The organism is Deltaproteobacteria bacterium (assembly GCA_018668695.1).
GTDB lineage: Bacteria > Myxococcota > XYA12-FULL-58-9 > XYA12-FULL-58-9 > JABJBS01 > JABJBS01.
In genome coordinates this window covers 1-11,881 of record JABJBS010000280.1, presented here as the reverse complement: position 1 = coordinate 11,881, position 11,881 = coordinate 1, and the positions used below count along the sequence as shown (strand labels likewise).

Below are 11,881 nucleotides of genomic sequence, written 5' to 3'. Positions count from 1 at the left end.
CAAAGTTTAGTTGCTCGAATTGAGAGCTTAGAGAAAGAGCAAAATGCTCTACCGATTGCTACCAAAACCTCATCAAAATCACGAAGCACCAAAAAGGTAAGCTCGAAAAAAGCAGCGCCGGCTAAGACCAAAACTAAAACCAAAACAACAACAGTCACTAAGGCTACGAGTCCTAAGCCCAAGGCTAAAAAGCCACCTCAGGGTAAAAAAGAACTTCTCGCTTACGGTGAAGCTTTGGTGAAGGACGGTAAGATTCAAGATGCGCGCGGCGTATTCCGAGATCTTGTCCGCCGCTACCCAAAATCCAAAGGCATTACCGACAAGGCATTTTTCACACTTGGTGAAACCTATTTTCAAAACAAGAAGTATCGAAACGCGCTTCAAGAATACATCAAAGTTGTTGACCGTTTCCCCAAGGGCGCCATGGCCGATGACGCCTATTACCGAATCGGATCATGCTCGATGGAAATCGGAAACTTGGAAGATGCCAATATCTTCTTCAATGAAATCGTTTCCAATCACAAGAAGTCGCCGCTGCTTAAAGCTGCCCGGGGCAAGCTCAAAGAAGTTCAAAAACGCTTGAGCAAAGAGAAGAATAAAAAAAAAACGTTAGGTAAGAAGGGTTAAGCCCTTACGCGACGCGTCATGATCTTCGGGCTTTCTGCCCAAAAATCCGCCAAAAACTAACAATTTCGCTGATCTCGTAGATAATCAACGTACGAACAAGTTTTGCTTATTTTAAGTAGAAGTGTCCGTGACTTGACAGGTCGGTACCCGTTGTTCAGACTTGTCCTACATGGTCAGACAGTCGCAGACCTGCGCATAGCTTTGGCCAACCAGGAGGAACTCCATGCTCGAATCAGGTAAACCAAACGTGCTTCTAGTGGATCACGACGCCAAAAGCAGACGCTGTATGGAAGTGTCCTTGCGCCGTGCTGGATTCTGCGTGCTTTCTGCCTCCGACAATATGGACGCCACCGAAAAGCTACATATGCTTCCTCCCAAGCTCGTTCTCACTGAGCTTCGCGGACCCCAAGTAGATGGCCTCCAGTTTTGTAAAAGTATTCGAGAAAATCCCCGAATGGCCAATGTACCCGTGGTTTTCCTAACCCGAGAAACCGGCCAGCTTGGTAAGCATCAAGCACACGGCGTGGGCGCCACCGACTACATTGTTAAGCCCACATTCATCGACGACATCATCTCAAAGGTTCACCATCTTGTAGGCGAGCTTGAAACGCATCTTGAGACAACTCAGCCCGGTTATAGAACCAGCCTGATTGATACACCTTGGGAAGAGTGCATATCCAAGCTTGGTGGCCATGACGCAACTTTAAGCGTTAAAAATGCCACAGGAACCATTGGTAATATTACCGTTCGAGCCGGCTCCATTGTGGATGCTCAAGTGCAAGGCTTAAAGCCAGGACGTGCCTTGAGAACCCTGCTCGATACCGACCGAGGCATCATTCATATTCAGCCTGGACGAACCCAAATTGCAGCTAGGCTCGATATCCCGCTTCACGAATGCCTGCACTATCAACCTAAAGTACAGCCACTCTCCATCAAAGAGCTTGAAGACCTTCAGGTCGCGCTGCACGAAGATACGATGCGCCATAACCTCACCTCTGAAGTATTTCTAATGAATGATACGATGCTCGATGAGGTCAATAACGAGCCCAAGCTTACCAATATGGAGCTACCAACTATCAAGGACGAGGGCTGGGGAACCGATACCGACTGGAACGCTATTGCGGCGAGCCACCAAATTGAGAAGCTTGATAGCGAGTCCTTTGAGGGAGCCGTTTCAACGACCACCCCACAGGCCCGCAAAAAGTGGTGGAAGCTTAACTAAAACCGGCACGTGAGTAGCTACGAAACTCAAGTTCAGCTCACTTCAAGTTTACCCAATCTGCCAACTATCTACCTATGAACGCAACGGATTGTTTCTAGCCCGTTGCTACCTTATTCAGAATTCATTAATAGCCTCTAAACGACATGGAGCAACAAGTGCGTCCATGAAACCAGGACGGGCAAGACGTGGCTCAACATTTTGATGTCATAGTCATCGGCGGCCAACTCGCGGGCCGAATTACTGCAGGGCTGATTGCCCGAGCCGGTCGGCGTGTGCTCGTCATCGATCAGGGTGAATCTTCTCCCACTTATGAGGACCAAGGCTGGCTACTGCCCCGCCACACTCTTCCGGCGCCCAATCACGAAGCGTCCGCTGCCATTAAGAACATCCACCGCAGCATCAATTTCACTGCCCCTCCGGTGATGATGGGCTCCGAAGACAACTCTCTGCAAATCGCGATGGTCCGCAAACGATTTAAATTGCATGTTGATACACTCGCAAGATCTCGTGAGCTTACAAGAGAGATCCCGGAAGTAGTCAAACGCTCTCAAATACTGTGGCAAGCGCTTACCGAGCGAGATATCGAGATGGACAAGTACCTTGCTGCAAGCCCTAACCTGACGCCTTGGGGATTTTTCCAAAGCTGGCTGGTACGGCGCCAATGGCAATTACAAGAAGCATCCGCCAATTCTCAAATCGACCTTGAAGGTCTGGATATGCTCGGACCTGTCATTGAGCATCCACCCATATTTTTCAGTTACCTTCAAAACCCAACAGGTCTTGGCTACAGCCGACTGCAAGGCCTCTACCTCACGCAAACCCAATGTCCTCGGTCGCTCGATAAACCATTCGATACGATGCTTGATAAGCACCTTGAGTCACTTGGGGTTGAATTTCGACGCGACAAAAAAATTGAATCGATTGAGGTTGAGAAACGCCGATTAAGCCGCCTTACTTTGACCGGCGACAAAAATTCGTATTCCAGTGATTTCTTTATTGCCAACACGGCCATTCAACTCGACTCGACCTTGCCAGAACCCCATGCCTCTAAAGGCTATCTTAAAAAGCCAGAGCGTGTGCCAATCACAGGCGGCGTCGTCACCCTCAATCTGGTGGTCCGAACGCAGGCGGTACCAGAAGGCTTAGAGAAGCAGATTCTCCTCGCCGATGCTCCAACGCCACTTTATATGACACTCTCACCAGCGTGGCGTTCTGGCGTAGCACTGAATAAACGTCACGACCCAGACCACACCGTGGTCAGCATCAGTCAACGCATTGATGATGAAGCGCTGCACAATTCGAAAAACCCTGAAGCTCTTGGCCTAGCGATGGTGGAACGACTCGCAGATGTGGCACCCTTTATCCAAGACCAGATTGTCGCCTCAAGCTTTAGCCGGGCCGTTGACCACTTAAGCGCAAGCGATAAGCGCGATACCCGCTCGCTTCTGATTCAGCCTGGTTACAGCCCACAGTCTCGTGCACCTCTTGGTATCATCGGTAGAAATCTCAAAACGCGTTTTAAAAACCTACTGCACGTTGGCAGAGATGTTTTACCAGGACTCGGTGTGGAGGGTGAATACCTCACTGGACAGGCAGCAGCTGAACGGCTTCAAAAACTTGCCAAGCGTAAGTGGCAAAAGCGGCTCAAAGCCTAACCTCTATTCATTAGGCCGCACTTAAAACCCCGCACCGGAAAACAATTGGTCAGGTGATGCTCCTTGCTTCATCGCCACACACTCCACCTCGACGCCAACATCTTTTGGTAAACGAGAGACTTCAACCGCTGCCCGTGCCGGCAAGGCTGAGCCCACGAAAAATTTTTGATACACATCGTTGACCGCGCTGAAGTTATCCATGTCTGTTAAAAATATTGTGCACTTCACAACTTCATCCATCGAAAACCCAGCATCCTGAACAATATTACGCATGTGGTTCAGAGCTAGATCTGCTTGCTTCTTGATATCTCCCGTGAATACTTTTCCACTGGGCAACTCGATCGGAATCTGTCCCGAGACAAAAAGCATCGCACCTGGATTGACAACTTTCACCGCGTGCACATACGGGCCCACAGGTTTGGGCGCTTTTCGGCTGATAATTTGCTCGTGAACTGAGGGTCGTCTGGCCATAAGGCTCTCCTTTTTCAATGCTACGTCTAAAAATGACAAATAATTAAGATAACGTCTACCGCAGAGAAGATATTGACAAGTCGGTCTATCAACGATTTGGTGCCGCATCATGTGGGAGCGTCGTTTAGTTCAACATATTTTTAAGCAAAAAGCTCTCGTGGTTTTTTTGCTGGGGCTTATTACAGCGAGTGCGGGCTATTTCGCCCTTCAGCTCCAATATGACCAAAGCATCGAAGTTTGGTTTCTCAAAGACGACCAAAGCATCCTAAACTACCGCAGCTTTCTCGAGCGCTTCGAAGCCGAGCAAGTGGTGATCATGGCGGTGTTCAGCGACGATGTGTTTAGCAAAGAATCCCTAGAAAAAATCGATGCCATGACCCGGGCCGCAGAAAATGCGCCCAATGTTCACCGAGTCATCTCGGTGACCAATGTGGAAGTACCTCAAGGAAGCGGTATCGATGTTTTTGTGGGCCCCTTGGTGGATAAACTCCCCCAATCAGCTCAAGAGGCCGGTGAACTCAGAGCGCGAATCCTTGCAGATCCAATGCTTGTTGAAAACTTCACCAACCCAAAAGGAACGGCCACCAGTATCATCGTCGAACTCCAAGACGCCAAAAGCGATTTCATCGGTAAGATAGAAATGGCCGAAGCTTTGCGGGCCATTATGGATGAACACAAAACACCTCAAATAGATATGGCGCTGGCTGGCGCGCCCATCATCGACGAGCAATTTTACAAACTTAATTTTCGAGACTCTACACTCTTCGGACCGCTGGTGACCTTGATGGTCATCTTGATGACCTATGCAGTATTTCGCAGACTCTCAGCCGTGGTGGTGCCTTTAACGGTCGTAGTCCTCTCCATGCTTTGGACCTTTGGACTCATGGCCGCTTTGGACCTTCGGTTTACTCTGGTTACCGGCGTTTTGATTCCCATTATCCTCGCCATCGGCATTGCTGATTCGGTTCACGTCCTCTCGGAGTTTTACCATGCTCTGCGCCGCGGTCTTGAGCGTGAAGAGGCCGCCCTACAATCCACGGCCGAGCTTTTAGTGCCTTGCTTCTTCACCACCGCAACCACCATGGCAGGCATGCTGGCACTGTCTACGGCCGAGCTTCAACCTATCCGTGAATTCGGCTTTATGGCCGCCTTCGGCGTGGCCTCAGCATTTGTACTAAGTATTACCCTCGGACCGATTCTTCTTATGTTCGTCCGGCCGCCCGATGCCAAATTTCATCTTCAGCAAGAAGAAGACTTTATCGCTCGGTTCTTAAACTGGCTCAGTGCGGAAAGCATCAACCGAAGCATCATCGTACTTGCGGGTTCGGTGGTTTTGGTTCTTGCCTCTATTTACGCAATCAGCCAAATGAGTATCGGCACCAACTCCCTTCTCTATTTCAAAGAAGATTCAGCCATACGAAAAGATACCAGCCACATCGATGCTATGCTTGGTGGAACCGCTACCTTCGAAATCTTAGTGGAAACCGAACCCGGGGGCCTTAAAGAACCAGAGAATCTTAAACACCTAGAGAGCGTTGAAAGCTGGCTTGAAAGCAATACCGATATCAACCACGTTGTTTCTCCCATGGACAGTATCAAAGCGCTCCACCACGTTCTCAAAGATAAGCCACAGGGCGGGCCCCAGCTTCCAGACACACGGGCCATGACCGCACAGCTTTTCTTACTCATGGAAGGTGCTGAAAATTTTGAATCAACGGTTCAAGATGATTACTCCGTTTCAAGGATGACCGGCCGAGTGAAGCTCACCAATTCCGAAGAACTTGCCAAGAGTGTCCCGGAGCTTGAGAAGCAGCTGAAGACAAAATTCGTAAATGAAGACGTTAAAATTTCTTTAACTGGCTTCATAAAGCTGATGAGCAGCATGGAGCAGTACCTCTTAAAGAGTCAGCTCAAGAGTTTTCTGGTGGCCTTTATTATCATCACGCTGATGCTCTGGGCCTTGCTCAGATCGTTCAAGCTCGCCTTGTTTTCAATGATTCCGAATTTTACTCCAATTTGTGTTGGCCTGGGTGTGATGAGTGCACTCAACATCCCTCTTGATCCCGGCACGGTGATGATTGGTGGACTTGCTCTGGGATTGGTGGTTGATGACACGGTTCATTTCTTGGTGCGTTTTCGCCGTAAACTCTACAGCGATCACTCCATGGCCACCGCGGTGGCAGAAACCATCACAGAGGTGGGTCGCCCCATTACGGTCACCAGCATTATCCTCTCCATCAGCTTTTTAATCCTTCTCCTTGGAAGCTTTACGCCGAATATTCACTTTGGTGGGGTCACAAGTATTGTGGTCCTGCTCGCTCTTGTAGCGGACTTATTGGTCCTCCCCTCCGCTATGTACCTGATAAAGCCCAAGTTTTAGAGAATACCCTCCCCCTTCCACTTAAACACTTCATGACTTGTTGAAATGTGGGTATTATTGCTCTAAGAACACTACAGTGCTACCCGCTCGTTCAGGAGAACTGCATGCATTTTCGCTCATGGCCCAGTCTAACTTTCTTACTGCTCTTGCTTGGTGGCTGTGCTCACTACCAGCCCGGTGTGATTTCACTTCAAGACATCGACTGCGCAAGCTGCGGCTTTATGATGGTGGATGAGCTGGCCGAAGCGCCCAACGTGAAGAAACCAGTCTTCAATAAGCAAAATGCTGAAGTGCACTTCGAATATGATGCAGAACTCACCAATCCTGAAGAAATCGTTAAAAACCTCGAATGGACCCAATATAAAATTCAAGTCGGAGGCGGCCAAGGCAGCTACCTCAGTATGAGAGAGTTCCAAACAACCATCGACGTGAAAACAATCACGCAACCCGGACAAATGGTCGATATCAACAAACACCTTGTGCCAGGAAAAATTACGGTTGTGGACTTCTTTGCAACTTGGTGTGGACCGTGCCGCGCAGCCGATGAATTTTTTGGTGAGCTTCTTCAGCACCGCACCGACATAGCACTCAGAAAACTCGACATCGTTGATTGGGATTCAGGCCTGGCAAAACATTACCTTCAGGAAGCCACCGAGATCCCATACATGATTATTTTCGACGCCAATGGCAATGAAATAACTCGGCTCTCGGGCTATAAAAAGCAAGAATTGAAAAAACTACTCAACGTAAAGAATGAGCACAAATGAACTTCTTTAAACCCTGGTGGATTGCACTTTTCTTAGCGATTCTTTGGCCCCAAATCACCTTGGCCGGCGCTGGCTGAGCAGGCTGAAGCAACCCAAACCTCCCGGGCGGAGGTTCCAGCATCACAGGCCGCACTGGCAACATGCCAGACTTCATGGTGGATTTCTCCAGTACGGTGAGCTTTGTTCGCACAGGTCACGACGTTTCACCCATGCAATATGAATACTGCCCCGAGGGTACCGGCAACTGTATCCAAGCGGCTAAACACGAACTCAACCTCACGCTGGTCAATCTAAGCCTGGGCGGTAGCTATTACTTTAATGATTGGATTGGCGTCAGGCTCATGCTTCCAATCCGCATCGTGATTTCCGACGCAGGATTCTTAGATGCCAACGATGATATCATCGAAAACTTTGTGAGTGGTCACCACCGAGATGAAACCCTCTTTGGCCCAGGCGACCTGAGCCTTTCAGCAATCACACGCCACAGCGGACAGTTCAGCTCAAAGCTCTCCTGGTTTGTATCCACAACCTTTGGCATCACTGTACCTACAGGCAACGTGGTGGATAATCCCGAAATTGTGGGCATGTGGAAAGATGAGCACCAGCATATGTTTTTTGGGCGCGGCATGCCTGCTCCCACACTTGGAATCAATGCTTCTTTGCGCATGGACTGGGGTTTTGTGGAAAGTAGCTTCAGTGCCATTATTCCTTTTTTGGAAACGGGATCTAAGGAATACCTACCTCCCGAAGGCCGAGAATTTCATGAGATGTATGATTGGGACCCCTATGACTCGGGGCAGTACCTTGCACCAACAATAATAACCGGTGGAGCCGGTGTAGGTTCAAACTTTGGAACAGACGATTGGACATTAACCGCTTTGACTCAAGTGCAACATGAAACCCAAGCAAAGTGGCAAGGCTTTGAGAGCCGCAACTCCGGTCGCACTGGGATACTGGCCGGTGTTCGCTCCTCGCTGGTCATAGGAAATGGGCTCATTGCAGAACTCAGTATAAAGATACCAGTGTACCTGCGCATGCCAACAGAAAATTCTCAGTTGGAGATGCCATTTCTTTTAGGATTTGGTTTTTACTTTACCGGCGACTTATAAGCCTCAGCAGCTTCTTTGCACAATGTGCCCAGCACATCACGATGCTCCTGAGGTCCTTGCACTTCAGCATTCATGCCAAATGGTAACACCCACCGGGCAAGCCACGCTGCACTCGATGTAAGCAGACTCACCGTAATCGACCCATCTGCATTCTCAGTGATGTCACGCTCAGGAAATCGCTCCCGAGCCTCACGCGCAACTTCTGCTCGCAGAACCACCGTGGTCCCGATGCCTTCATTACCAGAATAAATCTCAGGGGTTCGAAACTTTTCTAAATCCACTTCAACATCTTCAGCGAAGCAGTGGTCCAGCTCTTGAACGCCGCCAATTCTATCAGAGCGAAAAAGCTTTTCTTGACCGTCGGCGCCCTGATCAAGGGCGACCATATACTCAACCCCGCTGTGGCTGATCAAAGTCAGGGGCCAAAGCGTGTAAGATTTTAAACGGTCGCTTGAAGCAGAGTAGTACTCCATTTCGATGACACTGCGATTGGCTATCGCGCGTCTCAAAATAGCAACAGGTCGAAATTCGTCATCACCGGTATCGGCAACGCTCACCCTCTGAGCCAAAGCCGAAATAATCTCTTGCTCAGGCGTACTTAAATGCTGAGCGATACGCCCCACCACACCCATAAGCGCTTCACCCAAACCGCCTAAATCTCCTACCAAACGCGCACCAAGAACAAGAGCTTGTGCTTCGTCGTGGGTAAGCCTTAAGGGCCGGTCCAAGTTTTGGTCGAGATGAACATAAACCAGATCATCCTCGATATAGAGATCGATGAGGTGGTCTGGCGTGAGCGGAGGCTGGCCTACCATTGATAGTAAACTGATATCTGCTTCAAGTTGCCCGGCACGCACACCCAAAAGCTGCGCCAGTTCTTGAACCGGCACGCCCTCACGCTGTGCCACGTAGGGCACGATAAAAAGTAAACGGCCTAAGCGGTCACGCTGGGTCATGCTTGGCCTCCTACATCGCTGTAACGCTGAGCAAGAGACTTATAAATTTCACCGATGGATGCTCTGAGTTCAGCCGGCTCGCAAACCTGGGCAGCAGCGCCAAAAGGCAATACCGCTTCAATCAAAGCACCACGGTTCCAGACCTCTAGCTCAATGAGCGCACTCGATTCATCTTTCTCAAGAACTTTGACCTGGCTTCCAAAAAGCTCAGGGATGGCGGGTACCAACCTGGCTGCCAACTTAATACGCACTTGAATCGGATCGTGTTGCGGGTATTCCCAAGGCCGCCGCCGAGCACTCTCAGAAACGCTGAAGCTTTCTGGGACTTCGAAATAACCACTGCCTCGCTGGCCTTTGGCAATTTCAATCTTTGCCACGCGGCCTAAATGAAAAGTGCGTTCTTCTTTTCGCAGGTGACAATACCCAACCAAATACCAAAGAGCTTGGCGGTAGTAGAGACCATAAGGATCGATGCGCCGAGTGGTCGCCTCACCTTTTCGGTTCTGGTAACTCAAATCGACCTGGCACCTTCGAGAAATCGCTCCATGGAGTGTCTCCAAGTTGCGGCCCACAAGCTTAGCATCCACATCGGCACGCATCGGCGCATGCGCAATAGCCGTCGGGCGTTGGTCGCTGCCGGTATCAAACCCAAGTTTTCCAAGTGCACGAAGCACGGCGGAGCGGCCCGGGAATCCATCAATGGCGGCCGCAGCCGCGCCTGCAATCGAGAGCAGCGCTAAATCACTGGCATCCAGCTGAAGCTCGGGCAGGTAATACTCGTTGCGGTCAATCACATAGCCGCCAACGCCTTCTTCATCATCGAGTTCTTCGGGAGAGTACCACTTGAGAGGAATGCCCGCTTCCACCAAGGAAGCCTTATCGCGCTCGAAAGCACGCTCACCACTTTTGGGGTCTGAAGTGCGATAGGCCGCAAACTCATCCATTTCTCGAATTTCACGCAAAGATATGGGCCGCCGCGAATTTAACAGCAAAGTAAGCAAGTTCAGCAGTCGCTCGGTTCGGGCAGCACTCATACAGGCGGGATTAGCACTAAGATGGCCGAGAGCGCAACGGACCAAGGCCTCTGGAATTCACCTAGATCTCTTGACCCGGCCCGGCTCACAGGTGAATCTTTGCCTATGACCACGACAACTGAATTAGAGCATCGCATCGATCAAAGTCTCGCTCTCGGACATCCTGACCGGGCCGCGGCTTACTTGGCCCAATGGGTGCACGAAAACCCCAACGATCACGGGAAACGCCGCGCTCTGGCCGTGAGCCTTGGCGATGCTGGTCAGCCCGCACTGGCGCTTAAAATATTCGTCGCGCTGGCAAATCATCTCATGCATTTGGGCCAGTTGCTCTCAGCTTTGGTGGTGATCAGACATGCACTTAATCACGCCCCAGCCGATCCTCGGCTTACCCAAGCTCTCGAAACCATCCACGCCCGAGGCCAAGAAAACCCAGACATGGCCGATCTTCCGCCGCCTTTGACCCCCTCAGAAACCCCAGACGCTGTGCAAGCCGAGACGCTCCTGGCACTTGAGCCGGATGCGCGCTGGGAAGCCATCGCCCAAGCCGGGCTACAATTTCCTCCAAGCGAAGAAGCTTGTATTCCCTTGCCTGTTCCCGTTTTTTCCAAACTCAGTACCACGAGCTTTCTAAAAACAGTGCCCAAACTGCAGTACCGTAAGGTCTCAGCCGGTGCCGTTATTATTGAAGAAGGCGCACCCGGCGACACCATGATGGTCGTCGCCAGTGGCCACGTCATGATTGTGCAAGGCGGCGAAGATATCGCCAAGCTCGGCCCCGGGATGGTGGTTGGCGAAATGGCGCTCCTCACGGCTTCCAAGCGCTCTGCCAGCGTCAAAGCCCACGAAGACATGGAGTATGTTGAGTTTTCTCGTGCAGACCTTGGAGCCATCGCCAAGGAGCACCCAGCAATCGCAACTGAACTGCGCACTTACTGCTACAAACGACTCCTTTCCAATCTCTACAACTCTTCTCCTCTTTTTAAACAACTCGACTATGTCACGGGAGTGATGCTTCTCGACGACTTTAAGCCTGTTGGTTTTCAACCTGGGAGTGTTTTGATTCAAGCCGGTGAGCAAGGCCGCGGCGTTTGGGTGGTTGCCACGGGGCGCGTTGAAGTGACCGTTGTTGAGGACGGCCAAACCGTTCTGCTCGCCACACTGGGCCCAGGCAATGTCATTGGTGAGATCTCCTTGGTTCAGGGACAAAAAACATCGGCGACGGTAACAGCAAGAGATAAAGTTGGTGCTCTCTTTTTAGATAAAGAAAAATTTCTAGAAGTGACCGCCGACAACCCAACCTTCTCCGAGTGGATTCAAAATATGTCACAAGAGCGTCTTGAACAGATGCGTCAGATGAATCAGGTTGCTGAAGCCGTGGCTGATGAAGATTTAATGGTGCTTTAGGCTTGTCCGGAACCAATCGATTTAGTACCCGGCACATCCAATAGGGCTCACCAACGCAAGGTAAAATCAATTATGGCGAATTCACCAGTTATTGCTCCATCTATTCTATCTGCTGACTTTGGAAAACTCGCGGATGCAATGCATGCCATCGAAGCGGCGGGCGCAGACTGGGCCCACATCGATGTGATGGACGGGCATTACGTTCCAAACCTGACTTTCGGCCCACCCGTTATCAAAGCACTTCGCAAGCACTCAT

Annotated in this window: 11 protein-coding genes; 8 read left to right on the top strand and 3 right to left on the bottom strand. The window is 50.5% G+C overall.

All coding sequences use genetic code 11. The annotated features are described in order from the left end of the window. The 3 genes from HOK28_14925 to HOK28_14915 form a co-directional block, all read left to right on the top strand. The coding region (locus HOK28_14925; protein MBT6434389.1) for a tetratricopeptide repeat protein at nt 1-627 on the top strand (627 nt) is incomplete at its 5' end. A 223-nt stretch (nt 628-850) separates the two neighbouring features. Next, the gene (locus HOK28_14920) at nt 851-1,849 is read left to right on the top strand and encodes a response regulator (protein ID MBT6434388.1); all 999 of its coding nucleotides are present in this window, start codon (nt 851-853) and stop codon (nt 1,847-1,849) included. A gap of 185 nt (nt 1,850-2,034) precedes the next feature. Continuing rightward, nucleotides 2,035-3,504 carry a hypothetical protein gene (locus tag HOK28_14915; protein MBT6434387.1) on the top strand — a complete coding sequence of 490 codons (1,470 nt, stop codon included), beginning with the start codon at nt 2,035-2,037 and terminating at the stop codon, nt 3,502-3,504. Between the two features lie 21 nt (nt 3,505-3,525). Here the strand turns inward: HOK28_14915 and HOK28_14910 are convergent, their stop codons facing one another. Then, nucleotides 3,526-3,975 (bottom strand): hypothetical protein, encoded by a 450-nt coding sequence (locus HOK28_14910; protein MBT6434386.1) that lies wholly within the window; start codon nt 3,973-3,975, stop codon nt 3,526-3,528. A 109-nt stretch (nt 3,976-4,084) separates the two neighbouring features. Between HOK28_14910 and HOK28_14905 the strand changes: the two genes are divergently transcribed. From HOK28_14905 to HOK28_14895, 3 genes are all read left to right on the top strand, one after another. Further along, nucleotides 4,085-6,355: an MMPL family transporter gene (locus HOK28_14905; GenBank protein MBT6434385.1), complete on the top strand. Its 2,271-nt coding sequence runs from the start codon at nt 4,085-4,087 to the stop codon at nt 6,353-6,355. A gap of 104 nt (nt 6,356-6,459) precedes the next feature. Next, complete coding sequence (locus HOK28_14900; protein ID MBT6434384.1) at nt 6,460-7,122, top strand: thioredoxin family protein; 663 nt, start codon at nt 6,460-6,462, stop codon at nt 7,120-7,122. 140 nt (nt 7,123-7,262) lie between these two features. Further along, nucleotides 7,263-8,231 (top strand): hypothetical protein, encoded by a 969-nt coding sequence (locus HOK28_14895; protein ID MBT6434383.1) that lies wholly within the window; start codon nt 7,263-7,265, stop codon nt 8,229-8,231. Here the strand turns inward: HOK28_14895 and HOK28_14890 are convergent. Both HOK28_14890 and HOK28_14885 read right to left on the bottom strand, forming a co-directional pair. Next, on the bottom strand, nt 8,210-9,187 hold the full coding sequence (locus HOK28_14890) for a WYL domain-containing protein (protein MBT6434382.1): 978 nt from the start codon (nt 9,185-9,187) through the stop codon (nt 8,210-8,212). The two genes, HOK28_14895 and HOK28_14890, sit on opposite strands and share 22 nt — an antisense overlap. Beyond that, the gene (locus tag HOK28_14885) at nt 9,184-10,149 is read right to left on the bottom strand and encodes a WYL domain-containing protein (GenBank protein ID MBT6434381.1); all 966 of its coding nucleotides are present in this window, start codon (nt 10,147-10,149) and stop codon (nt 9,184-9,186) included. Before HOK28_14885 ends, HOK28_14890 begins: the two co-directional genes overlap by 4 nt. Before the next feature lie 93 nt (nt 10,150-10,242). Between HOK28_14885 and HOK28_14880 the strand changes: the two genes are divergently transcribed. Further along, entirely contained in the window at nt 10,243-11,625 is a 1,383-nt protein-coding gene (locus HOK28_14880; protein MBT6434380.1) for a cyclic nucleotide-binding domain-containing protein, read from the top strand. A 72-nt stretch (nt 11,626-11,697) separates the two neighbouring features. After that, nucleotides 11,698-11,881, top strand: a 184-nt coding sequence (locus HOK28_14875) for a ribulose-phosphate 3-epimerase (GenBank protein MBT6434379.1), incomplete at its 3' end; no start/stop codon positions are given.

Bases quoted from the DNA above. Each gene is read 5' to 3' on its own strand.
- HOK28_14920 (MBT6434388.1), top strand. From the start codon at position 851: ATGCTCGAATCAGGTAAACCAAACGTGCTTCTAGTGGATCACGACGCC.
- HOK28_14910 (MBT6434386.1), bottom strand. From the start codon at position 3,975: ATGGCCAGACGACCCTCAGTTCACGAGCAAATTATCAGCCGAAAAGCG.
- HOK28_14905 (MBT6434385.1), top strand. From the start codon at position 4,085: ATGTGGGAGCGTCGTTTAGTTCAACATATTTTTAAGCAAAAAGCTCTC.
- HOK28_14900 (MBT6434384.1), top strand. From the start codon at position 6,460: ATGCATTTTCGCTCATGGCCCAGTCTAACTTTCTTACTGCTCTTGCTT.
- HOK28_14895 (MBT6434383.1), top strand. From the start codon at position 7,263: ATGCCAGACTTCATGGTGGATTTCTCCAGTACGGTGAGCTTTGTTCGC.
- HOK28_14890 (MBT6434382.1), bottom strand. From the start codon at position 9,187: ATGACCCAGCGTGACCGCTTAGGCCGTTTACTTTTTATCGTGCCCTAC.
- HOK28_14880 (MBT6434380.1), top strand. From the start codon at position 10,243: ATGGCCGAGAGCGCAACGGACCAAGGCCTCTGGAATTCACCTAGATCT.